Raw genomic sequence first — 15,127 nt, forward strand, 5'->3', positions numbered from 1 at the left:
CCGACAGCTCGCTGGAAACTTTCGAAGGGGGGGTGGGTGCGGCGGCTGGGGTGTGCGCGGCATCGCGGCCGCGACCAAGCCCCCTGGGATGGGTTCACGGCGTCCCCTGCCGCCGGACCCACCCCGCCATCTCCCAGGAAACCCGTTTTTGCTGTTGCTGTTGCTGTTGACGTTGCTTGAGGCGGGTGCAGGGCGCAGCCCTGCCGATACCCCTCCCCCCGGCCGGGCTGGCAGAATAGAGGTCTCTGCCGTTATCCGAAGCCGACGATGCGCCTCTCCCAGTTCCACCTGCACACCACCAAGGAAACCCCCAGCGACGCCGAGCTGACCAGCCATCGGCTGATGCTGCGCGCGGGCATGATCCGCAAGCTGGCATCGGGCCTGTACACCTGGTCGCCGCTGGGCCTGCGCGTGCTGCGCAAGGTCGAGCGCATCGTGCGCGAGGAAATGGACCGGGCCGGTGCCGTGGAATTCCAGATCCCGACCATCCAGCCGAAGGAACTGTGGGAGCAGACCGGCCGCTGGCAGAAGTTCGGCCCGCAGCTGCTGAAGATCAAGGACCGCAAGGACCAGGTGTTCTGCTACAGCCCGACAGCCGAAGAAGCCGCCTGCGACTTCGCGCGCAGCGAGCTGTCCAGCTACAAGCAGCTGCCGGTGAACTTCTACCAGGTGCAGACCAAGTTCCGCGACGAGATCCGCCCGCGCTTCGGCGTGATGCGTTCGCGCGAGTTCCTGATGAAGGACGCTTATTCGTTCCACCTGCACGATGAGTGCCTGGTGCGCGAATACGAGAACATGAAGTCGGCCTACAGCCGCATCTTCACCCGCCTCGGCCTGGATTTCCGCATGGTGCAGGCGGACTCCGGTGCCATCGGCGGTGATGCGTCGCAGGAATTCCACGTCATCGCCGATTCCGGCGAGGACGCGCTGGTGTTCTCCACCGGCTCGGACTACGCAGCCAACATGGAAGCGGCGATTGCCGCCGATCCGGCGCCGCGTGCGGCCGCCACCGAAACGATGCGCAAGGTGGATACCCCCACCCAGAAGACCTGCGAGGAGGTCGCGGCGCTGCTCGGCATCGACCTGCAGCGCACGGTGAAGTCGGTGGCGCTGATCGCCGGCGAAGGCAAGGCACAGCAGTTCGTGCTGGCGCTGGTGCGTGGCGACCATGAGGTCAACGAGATCAAGCTGGCCAAGGTCGCCGGCCTGGACGAGCAGCGCTTCGCCAGCGAGGCGGAAATCGCCGAGCACCTGGGCAGCGTGCCGGGCTTCCTTGGCCCGGTCGCCCCGGCCAAGGCCATCCGCGTGGTCGCCGATCGCGAAGTTGCGGCGATGGCCGACTTCGTCGTCGGCGCCAACGAAGCCGGTTTCCACCTGGCCGGCGTCAACTGGGGCCGCGACCTGCCGGAACCGGAAGTGGCCGACATCCGCAACGTGCGGGCCGGCGACCGTGCCGTGGACGGCGGTGAACTGAAGATCGCACGTGGCATCGAAGTCGGCCATGTGTTCCAGCTCGGCCGCAAGTACGCCGAAGCGCTGGATGCCACCGTGCTGGACGAGAACGGCAAGGCCGCGGTGATGGCGATGGGGTGCTACGGCATCGGCATCTCGCGCGTGGTGGCTGCCGCGATCGAACAGAACCATGACGATGCCGGCATCATCTGGCCGGACGCGATGGCGCCGTGGCAGGTGGTGGTGTGCGTGATCAACCCGAAGGGCGATGCGGCCGTGGCCGACGCCGCTGCCAACCTGCTGCAGGAGCTGCGCGAGGCGGGCCTGGACGCTGCACTCGACGACCGCGGCCTGCGCCCGGGCGCGATGTTCGCCGACATGGAGCTGATCGGTATTCCGCATCGCGTGGTGGTCAGCGAACGCGGCCTGGCCGCTGGCACCTACGAGTACCGCTCGCGCCGCGCCAGCGACGCGGAGAACCTGGACAAGGCCTCCCTGCTGCAGCGTCTGCAGGGCTGATCAGGAAAAGACCGGGGCCTGCCCCGGTCTTTTTTTTTGCCCGCGCCCTTCCCCGATATTGCAGCGGACATAATCCGGTCAAAATCACCGCGACGGCGTCTGCATGCCGCCACGCCATGACCCGCCTGCATTTGTGCTGTGATTAATTCATCTCTATTCTGTCCGCCGACGCCATGGACTGGCTTGTCCCGTCCACACATTAGTTTCCGGAGTAACCGTAAATGAGCATTGACCTGACCGGCCTGTCAGCACGCGAGCTGGGCGCCCTGATCCGTACCGCCAAGAAGCAGCAGACCATCGTCGCCAAGCGCCGGCCGATCACCAAGGTCCGGGCCCAGCTGACCAAGCTGGCCAAGACCGAGGGTTACACCATCGAAGAACTGTTCGGCAGCGCCCCGGCCACGCGTGCCCGCAAGGCCGCCCCGGCCGCCAAGGCCCCGTCGAAGACCGCCGGCCGCAAGCTGGGCAAGGTTGCACCGAAGTACCGCAACCCGGCCAATCCGAAGGAAACCTGGACCGGCCGTGGCAAGCAGCCGCGCTGGATGGCTGAACTGACCGCCAAGGGCAACAAGAAGCCGGAAGATTTCCTGATCAAGAAGGCCTGAGGCCTGGATCAGGTTGGAATGAAAACGCCGGCGGACGCCGGCGTTTTTCATTCTCCGGTGTGTGGACCGGGGTCCACACCCACCGACATCATCACAGGGTCTTGCGAGCGGGCATCAGCAGGTTGCCGAACAGCAGGCCGGCAACCAGCGCCATCACCACGTTGAGCACGGTGAGGAACACGCTCTGGCCGGCGCCGACATCCTGTTGCTGGACCAGGGTCAGCACGCCGCGCAGGCTGGTGCTGCCGGGCACCATCATGATGATGCCGGGCAGGCGGATGATCGCGCCCGGACGCCCGACCAGGCGACCGAACAGATTGCCGCCCGCGGTCAGCAGCATCGCCGACAGGAAGATGCCGGCCGGCGCGCCCCAGGCATGGCCGCCGAACTTGGAGATCGCATAACCGGCCACCGAGGCGGCGATCACCCACGGGTAATCGCGCCGGTTGGCCTTGAACAGCATCGCGAACGCAAAGGCCGCGGTCAGCAGCGAACCCCACTCCACCCACGGCCCCTGCGGCCGCGTGGCGCGGATCACCGGATCCAGCCCGAGCACGTCGGCCAGGGTCACCGCGATCATCGCGCCGACGCTGAGCTTCATGATGGTGGTCAGCGCGCCGGCAAAGCGCGCGGTGCCCGACACCCAGTGCTGGCTGGCCAGCTCATTGACCGCATTGGTCAGCGACATGCCGGGCAGCAGCACCACCAGCGAGGCGATGATCACCGTATTGAGGTTGAGCGCGCCAATGAAGGACGCCACCAGGGTGGCGACCATGCCGGCCAGCAGCGCCGCCAGCGCCTCGGCCGCTTCGCGGGTGGCCGGGCGGCGGTCGGTGACCATGCCGAGCAGGCCGATCATCAGGCCGATGACACCGGCGGTGGCGATGTCCAGCCACGGCAGCTTCCACATGCCGGCCACGCCGGCCGCGCCGAGGGTGAATGACAGGATGGTGCGCAGCTTGCCGCGCCGGCCCGGATCCTTGTCCAGCTGGCGCAGCGCGGTATGGCCCTGGGCGATGCTCATCCGCCCGTTGGACACTTCTTCGGCGATATGGTCGGCGACGCTGAGCTTGTGCAGGTCGTTCTCACCGGGCGCCAGGCGGATCACGCGGGTGATGTCGCTGGAGCCGATCGCCTGCGCCGGATCGCTGAAGCTGAGGATGATACCGGTGGGATTCGACCAAGGTTCACAATCCAGATCGAGCTGGCGGGCCAGTGCCACCACCGCCGTTTCCAGGCGCTGGGCCGTGGTGCCATAGCTGTGCAGGCGTCCGGCGATCTCGGAAACAAAGGCCACGCGCTGTGCGTAGGTGGCCTGGGGCGTGGGGATCGTGTGAGCGTCTGCGGACATGCGCCGTAGTATTACCTACGCTGGGGCCCACCGGAGAAATTCATCCGAGTTCGACGCGAAGCCCGATACAGAACGGTTATGCTGCGACCCGAATGGCCCACGTCACCCCGAACCTCGCCCCCCAGCTCGAACAGGATGCCCATGACCCGGGCCTGATCCACCTGTCCGGCACCTGGACCTTGAAGACCGCGCTGGCCGCGGCCGAGGTCCTGCACGGCGTTCCCGACAAGCTGACCGGCATCGATGCCACCGGCATCGAGCAGCTGGATTCGGCCGGCGTGCTGCAGGTGCTGCGCGTGGCCCACCGTGCCGATCTGCACGAAGACGCACTGCAGTTCCGCGCGGACCACCAGGCGCTGGTGTGCACCATCGAGGAAGTGGCCGACGACCGCCCCAAGCCCAAGCGGGATTTCGGCGTGCTGGCCGCGCTGGAACGCCTGGGTGTCAGCGTCCACGCCACTGGCCACAACATCAAGGCGCTGTGCAGTTTCCTCGGCGAGAACCTGGTCAAGGCGGCCCGGCTGGTCAAGGAACCCCGCCGCTTCCGGCTGACCGCCACCGTGCACCAGATGGAGCAGGTGGGGCTGGATGCGGTACCGCTGGTGGCGCTGCTGTCCTACCTGGTGGGTGCGGTGATCGCATTCCTCGGCTCGACCATCCTGCGCGACTTCGGCGCCGAGATCTACGTGGTCGAGCTGGTCAACATCGCCTTCCTGCGCGAGTTCGCGGTACTGCTGACCGCGATCGTGCTGGCCGGCCGCACCGCCAGTGCGTTCACCGCGCAGATTGGTGCGATGAAGGCACGCGAGGAGATCGATGCAATGCGCACGCTGGGCCTGGACCCGGTCGACCTGCTGGTGCTGCCGCGACTGCTGGCGCTGCTGGTCACCCTGCCCTTGCTGACCTTCATCGCGATGATCGCGGGCCTGGCCGGCGGCATCACCGTCGGCGCGTTCGACCTCGACATCCCGCCGCAGATGTACATCGCGCGCATGCACGAGACGATGGAAGTGCGGCACCTGCTGGTCGGCCTGTCCAAGGCACCCGTGTTCGCGCTGGTGATCGGCCTGATCGGCTGCCTGGAAGGACTGAAGGTCGAGGGTACCGCGCAGTCGGTCGGCGAGCGCACCACCTCCAGCGTGGTGCAGACGATCTCGCTGGTGATCATCATCGACGCCTTCGCAGCGTTGTGGTTCATGCACATGGACTGGTGACATGAGCACAGCCGCCCTCCCCGACTCCATCGACATGCGCGACGACCAGGGCCACGAACTGGCCATCCGCGTGCGTGGCCTGGTCAACCGCTTCGGCAGCCAGACCGTGCACGAAGACCTGGATCTGGATGTGCGCCGCGGCGAAATCCTGGGCGTGGTCGGCGGCTCCGGTACCGGCAAATCGGTGCTGATGCGCTCGATCCTCGGCCTGCGCGTGCCCGATGCCGGGCAGATCGAAGTACTCGGCCGCGACGCGCGTGCCGACGACGCCGAGAGCCGGCTGCACATCGAGCGCAACACCGGCGTGTTGTTCCAGGATGGCGCCCTGTTCTCCTCGCTGACCGTGGGCGAGAACGTGCAGGTGCCGCTGAAGGAACACCATCGCGAGCTGCCCGAGCGCTGGCACTACGAACTGGCGCTGCTGAAAGTGAAGCTGGCCGGCCTGCCCGCCGATGCGATCAACAAGCTGCCCTCGCAGCTGTCCGGCGGCATGCGCAAGCGCGCCGGCCTGGCCCGGGCACTGGCGCTGGATCCGCCATTGCTGTTCCTGGACGAACCCACCGCCGGCCTCGACCCGATCGGCGCGGCCGCGTTCGACCGCCTGATCAAGACCCTGCAGGAAGCGCTGGGGCTGACAGTGTTCCTGATCACCCACGACCTGGACACGCTGTACGCGATCTGCGACCGGGTCGCGGTGATCGCCGACCGCAGGGTGGTGGCCAACGCACCCTTGCCTGACATCGAGAAACTGGATCATCCGTGGATCCAGGAATACTTCCACGGACCCCGCGCGCGCGCCGCGCGTGGCGAACAGATCGAGAGTGCCTGAGCCATGGAAACCAAAGCCAACTACGTGCTGATCGGCGCGTTCACCCTGATCACCGGCCTGGCCCTGCTGGCCTTCGGCCTGTGGGCCGCCAAATACTCCTCCGACCGTACCTGGCAGGAGTACCGCGTGGTGTTCCGCGAAGCGGTGACCGGCCTGTCGGTGGGCAGCCCGGTGCAGTACAACGGCATCGCGGTGGGCTCGATCACCGAACTGAACCTGGTGCCGGACGACCCGCGCCAGGTAGTCGCGCGCATCCGCCTGAACTCCAACACGCCGGTCAAGACCGATACCCGCGCCAAGCTGGCGATCACCAGCCTGACCGGCCCGTCGATCATCCAGCTCAGCGGCGGCACGCCGCAGTCGCCGGCGCTGACCACGGTCAACAAGGACCCGGCACCGATCATCCCGACCACGCCCTCTGCGCTGCAGAACATCACCGACGTCGCCAACCGCATCGTCGAGCGCATGGACCAGATCCTCAGCGACCGCAACGTGGCCTCGATCAACGCGACGCTGGCCAACCTGGAGACGATCAGCGGCGGCCTGGCCGACCGTGACCAGGGCACGCAGGCGCTGCTGCTCAGCGCGCGCGATGCCGCCCGCAGCCTGGACACCACGCTGAAGACCACCAACGGCACCATCGAGCGCCTGGACAGGAACCTGGTGCAGCAGCTGCCCGGCATCATCGACAAGCTCGACGCGACCCTGGCCAAGCTCGACTCGGCCGCCGGCAACGCCGATTCGATCCTTGGCGAGAACCGCGCCGCGATCAACAGCTTCGCCAACGATGGCCTCGGCCAGCTGGGCCCGACGCTGACCGAACTGCGCGGCCTGATCCGCGACCTGCGCCGGGTCAGCGACCGCCTCGAGAACAACCCCGCGCGCTACCTGCTGGGCCGCGACGCACCGAAGGAGTTCGAACCCAAATGAGCCCGACCACTCTTCCGCGCCTGCTGCTGGCCGCTTCGATGGTCACCCTGCTGGGGGGCTGCTCCATCCTCGGCAGCAGCGAGAAAACCGCGGTGACGCTGTACTCGCCGTCCGTGCAGGTCAAGGCGGACCCGGCGTGGCCGCAGGCCAGCTGGCAGCTGGTACTGGCCAAGCCCAGCGCCGCGCGCATGGTCGACAGCCCGCGCATCAATGTGCGGCCGACACCGTCGCAGCTTGAGATCTACAAGGGTGCCAGCTGGGCGCAACCGGCCACCGACATGATCGAAGACACCCTGCTGCGTGGCTTCGAGGATTCCGGCCGCATCCGCGGCGTGGCCCGCAGCACCGCCGGCATCCGCGCCGACTACAAGCTGTCCACCGATGTGCGCCGCTTCGAATCGGATTACCAGGGCCAGGCCACGCCGACCGTGGTGATTGAGGTCAACGCCAAGCTGATCCATGTCGCCGACCAGCGTGTGGTCGCTGACCGCACCTTCCGCCAGGCGCAGCCGGTCGGCAGCACCGACGTACCGGCGGTGACCGCCGCGTTCGAGCGTGGCCTGCAGCAGCTGGCGCAGGACGTGGTGGGCTGGACGCTGCAGAGCGGGCAGGCCGACCAGCCGACCGTTGCGCGCTGATCGCAGCATTCGCCGGGCATGTGGTTACGGGGTCAGGTCCCTTTCCGGCCGGAAAGGGATCTGACCCCTTCTTCGTCAACGCGGCGAAATCCAACGGAAGGTCAGGTTGATCCGCTCGCCGTGCACCCGCGCCATCTTCGGCAGCGCGTGCTGGTAGAAGCGCTGGGTCTGTCCGGCCATCAGCAGCAGGTCGCCGTGGCCCAGCACGAATTCAGCCTTGCGTGCCGGGTCGTCGCGGCGTCGCAGCAGGAATCGGCGCGCCGCGCCCAGGCTCAGCGAAGCGATCACCGGGGCCGGACCCAGCTCCGGCTCGTCATCGCTGTGCCAGCCCATGTAGTCACCGCCACCGCGGTAGCGGTTCAGCAGCACGCTGTTGAAGCGGCCGTGGCCTTCGGCTTCCAGGCGCCCGCGCATGGCCTGCAACACCGGTGGCCAGGGGCGCGGCACGAACTCGGCACCGGAATAGCGATAGCGGGCCTGCGGGTCGCCGATCCAGCAGCTCAGCCGCGGCGAGTCCACCCAGTTGCCGAACATGCGGATGCGATGGGTTTCCCAGGGCACTTCGGCCTGCAGCGAATACAGGAGCTGGTCGGCCTCGGCCGCAGCCAGCCATCCAGGCAGGTGCAGGACATCGGCATCGGGCAGGTCGTGGGGGAACAGCATGGTCACACGCTAGCACGCCGCCGTTTGCCGTCATGGCCGCCAGCACCGAAAATGGCGCCATGACCGTTGCCCAGATGCTGATTCCGTCCTACCGCCCGCTGTCGCGAGGCCTCGCCCGATGAGCCTGCGCCAGTCGCTGTTCCCGTTGCTGCGCGCCGTGTTCCGGGCCTTGCCGTTGCCGCAGGCGCAGCGCGACCGGTTGCGCACCCGGCTGTTGGCACGGCATGGCGACTGGGTGCCGCCGCCCCCCAAGGGGCAGCAGGATGAGGGGGGCGCGCGCGCCAGTGCCCAGCTGCGCTGGCGTGCCGATGAACCGGCGATCGGCCACGTGCCATGGCGTGAGGGAGCATTGCCGTCACCCATGCCGGCGACGCTGGTCGCTTTCTACCTGCCGCAGTTCCATACCTTCCCGGAGAACGACGCCTGGTGGGGCAAGGGCTTTACCGAGTGGCGCAACGTCACCCGCGCCCTGCCGCAGTTCGAGGGTCACATCCAACCCCGCCTGCCGGCCGACCTCGGCTTTTATGACCTGCGCAACCCGCAGGTGATGCGTGACCAGGCACGCTTGGCTGCGGAGTACGGCATCGGCGCATTCTGCTTCTACTACTATTGGTTCAGCGGCCGCACCCTGATGGAGGACCCGCTGCGTCAATGGCTGGCCGATGACAGCATCGACCTGCCGTTCTGCCTGTGCTGGGCCAACGAGAACTGGGCACGACGCTGGGACGGCCGCGACGACGACATCCTGATCGGCCAGCAGCACAGCGCAGAGGACGATCTGGCCTTCATCGCACATGTCGCGCCCTACCTGCGCGACCGCCGTGCATTGAAGGTCGAGGGTCGGCCGATGCTGCTGGTCTATCGCCCGAACCTGCTGCCCGACGCCCGGGCGACTGCCGAGCGCTGGCGCCGCTGGTGCCGCGACAACGGCGTGGGCGAGATCCACCTGGCCTACGTCCAAGGCTTCGAGCGACCGGATCCGCGCGATATCGGCTTTGATGCCGCCGTCGAATTCCCGCCGAACATGAGTAACCCGCGCTCGTTGTCGGCACAGCAGTGGCTGCTCAATCCTGCCTTCAATGGCGATGTACGCGACTGGCGCGAACTGGCTGCAGAAATCGCAGCGCGGCCACTGCCGGATTATCCGCTCTATCCTGGCGTGAACCCGGGCTGGGACAACGAGGCGCGTCGTTCCGGCCGCGGCCGCGTGTACCTGCACGCCTCACCCCGTGGCTACCGCGACTGGTTGCGCACCACGATCCATGAACGCCTGGCCCTGGCGCCTGCGCGCCAACGCATGGTCTTCATCAATGCCTGGAACGAATGGGCCGAAGGCGCGGTGCTGGAACCGGATGCCCGGCTTGGGCATGCCTGGCTTGACGCGACGCGCCAAGCGCTGTCCCCGGCTTCGCCCGCCGGCCCCCTGCGGGCCTGCCTGCTGATTCTCATTGATGATCCCGGGCTGATCGCTACAGCTTGCGAGGCCGCCAGCGGCCTGGGCGTGAGCTACCGTGTTTTCATTCCAATGGCGCAGCGCCCTCATGACGCTGCGGTCGATATCATCGGCCATGCGGGCAATGCCCTGTCCAGCATCGTGCAGGTCCTGGAGGCTTTTGGTCCGGATCCATCGTTGCTGGCCTGCTGGCTGGACCTCCGCGGAAGCGGCGAGGCAAGACCGCAGCTACCAGGAACGGCGGATCTCGACGCTGTGCTTCAACAGTTCGATGAGCAACCTGCGCTGGGCATGTTCGCGGCATCCACTCCGGAGGCCGTCGCCGTTACACGCCGTCATCTCCGCTGGGCGGCGCGGCTGGGGATGGCCGACACCCCTACGCCGCAGACAGCAGGCACGATGTGGCTGCGGGCGTCGGCGTTGCGGTCACTGCTGGATGCGCACTGCTATCCCAGTGAGCTGGACAACGACGATGCACTTGATCCGGTCATGCAGTTGCTGCCGGACCTTGTTGCCAACGCCGGCTACGTCGTCGGAGGCCCACAACGCCAACCCTGAGGCTGGCGCTGCGCGGCAACATCGTTGTCCTCAACGCCGGAACGCGACGCCGGTCTTTTCCTTCAGCTCTTCATCGCTGACACCCGGCGCGGCCTCCACCAGCAACAGGCCCTTTTCAGTCACGTCGAACACCGCCAGATCGGTGATGATGCGGTCGACCACGCCCACGCCGGTCAACGGCAGCGTGCATTCGGCCAGGATCTTGTGCTCGCCGTTCTTGGCAGTGTGCTCCATCAGCACCACAACGCGCTGCACGCCGGCGACCAGGTCCATTGCCCCGCCCATGCCCTTGACCATCTTGCCGGGCACCATCCAGTTGGCCAGGTCACCCTTGTCGGTGACCTGCATGGCGCCAAGGATGGCCAGGTTCACATGGCCACCGCGGATCATCGCGAAGCTGTCGTGGCTGCCGAAGTAGCTGGCACCGGCACGCGCCGTAACCGTCTGCTTGCCGGCATTGATCAGGTCCGCATCGACTTCAGCGTCGGTCGGGAACGGGCCGATGCCGAGCAGGCCGTTCTCCGACTGCAGCCACACATCCACGCCTTCGGGAATGTGATTGGCAACCAGCGTCGGCAGGCCGATGCCCAGGTTCACGTAGGCGCCATCGGTCAGCTCCTGGGCGGCGCGTGCCGCCATCTCGTCACGGGTCCACGCCATGTCAGTTGCCCTCCGCGCGGATGGTGCGCTGTTCGATTCGCTTCTCAGGATGCGCGTTGTGCACGATGCGGTGCACATAGATGCCTGGCAGGTGCACCTGGTCCGGGTCGATGGCACCGACCGGCACCACCTCCTCCACTTCCACGATGCAGACCTTGCCGGCCATCGCACAGGCCGGGTTGAAGTTGCGTGCGGTCTTGCGGAACACCAGGTTGCCGGCCTCGTCGGCCTTCCAGGCCTTGACCAGTGCCACATCGGCGCGCAGCGCCGTCTCCATCACGTAGTGCTTGCCGTCGAACTCGCGGGTTTCCTTGCCCTCGGCAACCACCGTGCCATAGCCGGTGGCAGTGAAGAATGCCGGAATACCCGCACCACCGGCACGCAGGCGCTCGGCCAGTGTGCCCTGCGGGTTGAACTCCAGCTCCAGCTCACCAGCCAGAAACTGCCGTTCGAATTCCTTGTTCTCGCCCACGTAGGACGAAATCATTTTCTTGATCTGCCGGGTTTCCAGCAGCTGGCCCAGTCCGAAGCCATCGACACCGGCATTGTTGGAGATCACGGTCAGGCCCTTGACGCCACTGTCGCGCAGCGCAGCGATCAGCGCCTCGGGAATGCCACACAGGCCAAAGCCGCCCACGGCCAGGGTCTGTCCATCGGCGACCACCCCCTGCAGGGCCTCCGTCGCACTGGCGAAGCGCTTGCCGCGCTTTCCGCCGGAAGTCGATTGCTGCATTGCTCTACTGCCCTGCACGTTGAGGATGACCGCATTCTAGCCGGAGGCAACGAAAGAGCTGGATGCGCCGCAGCATTGCCGAGGCATCGCCAAGGGCTGCGTTGCATGGGGGTTTCTCCTGCCGGTGGTGGGCGCGGCGCCCGGCTCGCCCGCACTGATGGCCCGGACCTGCAACGAAGAGGGCCTGCTTCGCGGGACGGACGCGTGGCCGCTGGAAAAGGGTGAACGCTGCCTGTCAGATGTCGCGGCACGCAGCCATGCGGCGACAGGCGCGTCGCCAGGGTGAAATGCTCGGCCAGAAATTCCTGGCGGGGGGAAGCAACCGCGCCACAAGCCTGCGTCATCCCTGCAGCTGTCCGCGTCCGGCCATCGCCCGCCGGTCCTGCTCCGCCACGTCAAGTACGCCAGCAACGGCGTGATCGCGTTTGGCTGCCAGTGGCAGGAACTCCTGGGGCTGCTGCTGGCTCCCGGCCACTTGACGGAGGCTGGCCTGGCCGTGATCGCCCAGCCAGCGGCCGTTTACCCGCTTGCCAAGCGGTACGGGCGCCCCCGCGTACCCGATACCCTCAGCCAATCACCGGGAGTTGCGGAATGGAAACGATTCCCATACAGGACAAAGGCTACAATCAGTGGCTAAGCTCACATTGGATCTGACCGATGCCCCTGCCCGCCTTCAAGGCCTATGACATCCGCGGCCGCGTGCCGGAAGAACTGAACGAAGACCTGGCACGCCGGATCGGCACGGCCCTGAATGCACAGCTCGCTCCGGGCCCGGTGGTGCTGGGCCACGACGTCCGCCTGACCAGCCCCGCGCTGCAGGACGCGCTGGCGACCGGCCTGCGCGGTGCCGGCCGCGAAGTCATCGACATCGGCCTGTGTGGCACCGAGGAGGTCTATTTCCAGACCGATCACCTGGGGGCTGCCGGCGGGGTGATGGTCACTGCCAGCCACAATCCAATGGATTACAACGGCATGAAGCTGGTCAAGGAGAACGCCCGGCCGATCAGCTCCGATACCGGCCTGTTCGCGATCTCCGATGCGGTCGCCGCCGATTCATCCGCGGCACAGCCGCCTCGCGCCGGCCAGATCGCCCAGCATGACAAGAGCGCCTACATCCAGCACCTGCTGAGCTACGTTGACACCAGCAAGCTCAAGCCACTGCAGATCGTTGTCAACGCCGGCAACGGCGGCGCCGGTGCCATCGTCGACCTGCTGGCACCGCACCTGCCGTTCGAGTTCATCCGCATCTGCCACGAACCGGACGGCAGCTTCCCCAACGGCATTCCCAATCCACTGTTGCCGGAAAACCGCGCCGCCACCGCCGACGCCGTGCGCGAACATGGCGCGGACTTCGGCATTGCGTGGGATGGCGATTTCGACCGCTGTTTCTTCTTCGACCACAACGGCCGCTTCATCGAGGGCTACTACCTGGTCGGCCTGCTGGCCAAGGCAATCCTCGCCCACCATCCGGGTGGCAAGGTCGTGCATGACCCCCGCCTGGTCTGGAACACCGTGGAGATGGTCGAACAGGCCGGTGGCGTGCCAGTGCTGTGCAAGAGTGGCCACGCCTTCATCAAGGAAAAGATGCGCGCGGAGGATGCCGTGTACGGCGGCGAGATGAGCGCCCACCACTACTTCCGCGAGTTCGCGTATGCCGACTCGGGCATGATTCCGTGGCTGCTGATCGCCCAGCTGGTCTCCGAAAGCGGCCGCTCGCTGGCCGACTGGGTTGAAGACCGCATGGCCGCCTACCCTTGCAGCGGTGAGATCAACTTCAAGGTTGCCGATGCCAAGGCTGCGGTCACACGCGTGATGGAACACTTCGCCGCGCAGTCGCCCGCGCTGGACTACACCGATGGCGTCAGCGCCGATTTCGGCGACTGGCGCTTCAACCTGCGCAGCTCCAACACTGAACCGCTGCTGCGCCTGAATGTGGAATCGCGGGGAGACGCTGCATTGATGCAGGCGCGTACCGACGAGATTTCCTCCCTGCTGCAGAAATAATCAAAGGAAGGCCATGAGCACTATCCAGCCTGTCATCCTGTCCGGTGGCTCCGGTACCCGTCTGTGGCCGCTTTCGCGCGAAGCCTATCCCAAGCAGTTCCTTCCGCTGGCCAGCGAACAGACGATGCTGCAGGCCACCTGGCAGCGGGTGGCGCCGATTGCCGCGCGCGGCCCGTTGGTGATTGCCAACGAGGAACACCGCTTTGTTGCCGCCGAGCAGCTGCAGCAGGTTGGCGCCGAGCCAGCCGCGATCATCCTTGAGCCGGTCGGCCGCAACACGGCACCGGCGATCGCGGTGGCCGCGCTGGAAGCCACCCGCGACGGCGGCGACGCGCTGCTGCTGGTGCTGCCCTCCGATCATGTGATCAACAACGAGACTGCATTCCGCAGCGCCGTCCAGGCTGCCGCCGCTGCCGCCGAAGCCGGAAAGCTGGTGACCTTCGGCATCGTGCCGACCGGCCCGGAAACCGGCTACGGCTATATCAAGGCCGCCGATGGCCAGGGCCTGCGCGCGGTCGAGCGCTTCGTCGAGAAGCCCGACCTGGGCACCGCCACCCGCTACGTCAGCAGCGGCCAGTACTACTGGAACAGCGGCATGTTCCTGTTCAAGGCCTCGCGCTACCTGCAGGAGCTGGAATGCTTCCAGCCCGCCATGCTCGCCGGCAGCCGCCAGGCCTGGCAGCAGGCGCGTCGCGATGCCGATTTCACCCGCCTGGACAAGGAGGCCTTCACTGCCGTTCCGTCCGATTCGATCGACTATGCGGTGATGGAGAAGACCGCCGATGCCGTGGTGATTCCACTGGATGCCGGCTGGAACGATGTCGGCTCGTGGACCGCGCTGCGCGATGTCTCGCAGCAGGACGGCGATGGCAACGCCCACCAGGGCGACGTGATCGCCATCGACTGCCGCAACACCTATGCCTACGCACAGCGCCTGGTGGCGCTGGTCGGGCTGGATGACGTGGTGGTGGTGGAAACCGACGACGCGGTGCTGGTCGGCAAGGCGGACCGCATGCAGGAGGTCAAGACCGTAGTGGCGCAGCTGAAGGCCGAAGGCCGCAGCGAGGCCACCTGGCACCGCAAGGTCTATCGCCCGTGGGGTGCCTACGATTCGATCGACAACGGCGAGCGCTTCCAGGTCAAGCGGATCACGGTCAAGCCCGGCGGCACGCTGAGCCTGCAGATGCATCACCATCGCGCCGAACACTGGATCGTGGTCAGCGGCACCGCTGAAGTGACCCGTGGTGACGAGGTGATCCTGCTCAGCGAGAACCAGAGCACCTATATTCCGCTGGGCGTGACCCACCGCCTGCGCAACCCGGGCAAGCTGCCGCTGGAACTGATCGAAGTGCAGTCCGGCAGCTACCTGGGCGAGGATGACATCGTGCGGTTCGAGGATACCTACGGGCGCAGCTGAGGTTTGCCCGGGGTCGGATCCCGTTGCTGCGCAACGGGCTCTGACCCGTTCCTGATCGGCCCGGCAGCGCTGCGTCGCCGGGCTTGGCCCGGCGCTACGGC

13 protein-coding genes are annotated in these 15,127 nt (G+C 66.7%); 9 read left to right on the forward strand and 4 right to left on the reverse strand.

Translation table 11 applies throughout. The annotated features are described in order from the left end of the window. The first annotated feature begins 267 nt into the window (after positions 1-267). Together AC5JLE_RS12615 and AC5JLE_RS12620 are read left to right on the forward strand one after the other, a co-directional pair. On the forward strand, positions 268-1,971 hold the full coding sequence (locus AC5JLE_RS12615) for a proline--tRNA ligase (protein ID WP_401733018.1): 1,704 nt from the start codon (positions 268-270) through the stop codon (positions 1,969-1,971). Positions 1,972-2,192: 221 nt separating this feature from the next. Further along, a complete protein-coding gene (locus AC5JLE_RS12620; protein ID WP_010480700.1) occupies positions 2,193-2,576 on the forward strand; it encodes an H-NS histone family protein in 384 nt (127 codons plus the stop codon). A 91-nt stretch (positions 2,577-2,667) separates the two neighbouring features. On the opposite strand, the gene AC5JLE_RS12625 is transcribed toward AC5JLE_RS12620, so the two are convergent. Next, a complete protein-coding gene (locus AC5JLE_RS12625; RefSeq protein WP_014645868.1) occupies positions 2,668-3,927 on the reverse strand; it encodes a threonine/serine exporter family protein in 1,260 nt (419 codons plus the stop codon). Between the two features lie 92 nt (positions 3,928-4,019). On the opposite strand from AC5JLE_RS12625, the gene AC5JLE_RS12630 reads away from it, so the two are divergent. From AC5JLE_RS12630 to AC5JLE_RS12645, 4 genes are read left to right on the forward strand one after another with little or no spacing between them, the layout of a single operon-like run. Further along, positions 4,020-5,141, forward strand: coding sequence for an MlaE family ABC transporter permease (locus AC5JLE_RS12630; RefSeq protein ID WP_014645867.1), 1,122 nt, complete (start codon positions 4,020-4,022; stop codon positions 5,139-5,141). Position 5,142: 1 nt separating this feature from the next. After that, positions 5,143-5,970, forward strand: a complete 828-nt coding sequence (locus AC5JLE_RS12635) for an ABC transporter ATP-binding protein (RefSeq protein ID WP_481445572.1) — start codon at positions 5,143-5,145, stop codon at positions 5,968-5,970. A gap of 3 nt (positions 5,971-5,973) precedes the next feature. Further along, a complete protein-coding gene (locus AC5JLE_RS12640; protein WP_014645865.1) occupies positions 5,974-6,900 on the forward strand; it encodes an MlaD family protein in 927 nt (308 codons plus the stop codon). After that, positions 6,897-7,538 (forward strand): ABC-type transport auxiliary lipoprotein family protein, encoded by a 642-nt coding sequence (locus tag AC5JLE_RS12645; RefSeq protein ID WP_014645864.1) that lies wholly within the window; start codon positions 6,897-6,899, stop codon positions 7,536-7,538. Before AC5JLE_RS12640 ends, AC5JLE_RS12645 begins: the two co-directional genes overlap by 4 nt. Before the next feature lie 75 nt (positions 7,539-7,613). Here the strand turns inward: AC5JLE_RS12645 and AC5JLE_RS12650 are convergent, their stop codons facing one another. Further along, a complete protein-coding gene (locus tag AC5JLE_RS12650; protein WP_014645863.1) occupies positions 7,614-8,201 on the reverse strand; it encodes an alpha-ketoglutarate-dependent dioxygenase AlkB family protein in 588 nt (195 codons plus the stop codon). A 118-nt stretch (positions 8,202-8,319) separates the two neighbouring features. On the opposite strand from AC5JLE_RS12650, the gene AC5JLE_RS12655 reads away from it, so the two are divergent. Next, positions 8,320-10,212, forward strand: a complete 1,893-nt coding sequence (locus tag AC5JLE_RS12655; protein ID WP_069118018.1) for a glycoside hydrolase family 99-like domain-containing protein — start codon at positions 8,320-8,322, stop codon at positions 10,210-10,212. 30 nt (positions 10,213-10,242) lie between these two features. Here AC5JLE_RS12655 and AC5JLE_RS12660 read toward each other — a convergent pair whose 3' ends face one another. Together AC5JLE_RS12660 and AC5JLE_RS12665 are read right to left on the reverse strand one after the other, a co-directional pair. Beyond that, positions 10,243-10,872, reverse strand: a complete 630-nt coding sequence (locus tag AC5JLE_RS12660; protein ID WP_069118019.1) for a CoA transferase subunit B — start codon at positions 10,870-10,872, stop codon at positions 10,243-10,245. Between the two features lies 1 nt (position 10,873). Continuing rightward, a complete protein-coding gene (locus AC5JLE_RS12665) occupies positions 10,874-11,605 on the reverse strand; it encodes a CoA transferase subunit A (protein WP_053494809.1) in 732 nt (243 codons plus the stop codon). Between the two features lie 657 nt (positions 11,606-12,262). Between AC5JLE_RS12665 and AC5JLE_RS12670 the strand changes: the two genes are divergently transcribed. Further along, positions 12,263-13,609, forward strand: coding sequence for a phosphohexomutase domain-containing protein (locus AC5JLE_RS12670; RefSeq protein WP_481445571.1), 1,347 nt, complete (start codon positions 12,263-12,265; stop codon positions 13,607-13,609). A 13-nt stretch (positions 13,610-13,622) separates the two neighbouring features. After that, positions 13,623-15,026 (forward strand): mannose-1-phosphate guanylyltransferase/mannose-6-phosphate isomerase, encoded by a 1,404-nt coding sequence (locus tag AC5JLE_RS12675; RefSeq protein WP_481445570.1) that lies wholly within the window; start codon positions 13,623-13,625, stop codon positions 15,024-15,026. Positions 15,027-15,127: the final 101 nt, after the last annotated feature.

It is taken from the genome of Stenotrophomonas sp. (assembly GCF_059505245.1).

Coding starts and splice junctions, on each gene's coding strand:
- AC5JLE_RS12620 (WP_010480700.1), top strand. CDS start 2,193: ATGAGCATTGACCTGACCGGCCTGTCAGCACGCGAGCTGGGCGCCCTG.
- AC5JLE_RS12630 (WP_014645867.1), top strand. CDS start 4,020: ATGGCCCACGTCACCCCGAACCTCGCCCCCCAGCTCGAACAGGATGCC.
- AC5JLE_RS12640 (WP_014645865.1), top strand. CDS start 5,974: ATGGAAACCAAAGCCAACTACGTGCTGATCGGCGCGTTCACCCTGATC.
- AC5JLE_RS12660 (WP_069118019.1), bottom strand. CDS start 10,872: ATGGCGTGGACCCGTGACGAGATGGCGGCACGCGCCGCCCAGGAGCTG.
- AC5JLE_RS12675 (WP_481445570.1), top strand. CDS start 13,623: ATGAGCACTATCCAGCCTGTCATCCTGTCCGGTGGCTCCGGTACCCGT.
- AC5JLE_RS12665 (WP_053494809.1), bottom strand. CDS start 11,605: ATGCAGCAATCGACTTCCGGCGGAAAGCGCGGCAAGCGCTTCGCCAGT.
- AC5JLE_RS12615 (WP_401733018.1), top strand. CDS start 268: ATGCGCCTCTCCCAGTTCCACCTGCACACCACCAAGGAAACCCCCAGC.
- AC5JLE_RS12645 (WP_014645864.1), top strand. CDS start 6,897: ATGAGCCCGACCACTCTTCCGCGCCTGCTGCTGGCCGCTTCGATGGTC.
- AC5JLE_RS12650 (WP_014645863.1), bottom strand. CDS start 8,201: ATGCTGTTCCCCCACGACCTGCCCGATGCCGATGTCCTGCACCTGCCT.
- AC5JLE_RS12625 (WP_014645868.1), bottom strand. CDS start 3,927: ATGTCCGCAGACGCTCACACGATCCCCACGCCCCAGGCCACCTACGCA.
- AC5JLE_RS12670 (WP_481445571.1), top strand. CDS start 12,263: ATGCCCCTGCCCGCCTTCAAGGCCTATGACATCCGCGGCCGCGTGCCG.
- AC5JLE_RS12655 (WP_069118018.1), top strand. CDS start 8,320: ATGAGCCTGCGCCAGTCGCTGTTCCCGTTGCTGCGCGCCGTGTTCCGG.
- AC5JLE_RS12635 (WP_481445572.1), top strand. CDS start 5,143: ATGAGCACAGCCGCCCTCCCCGACTCCATCGACATGCGCGACGACCAG.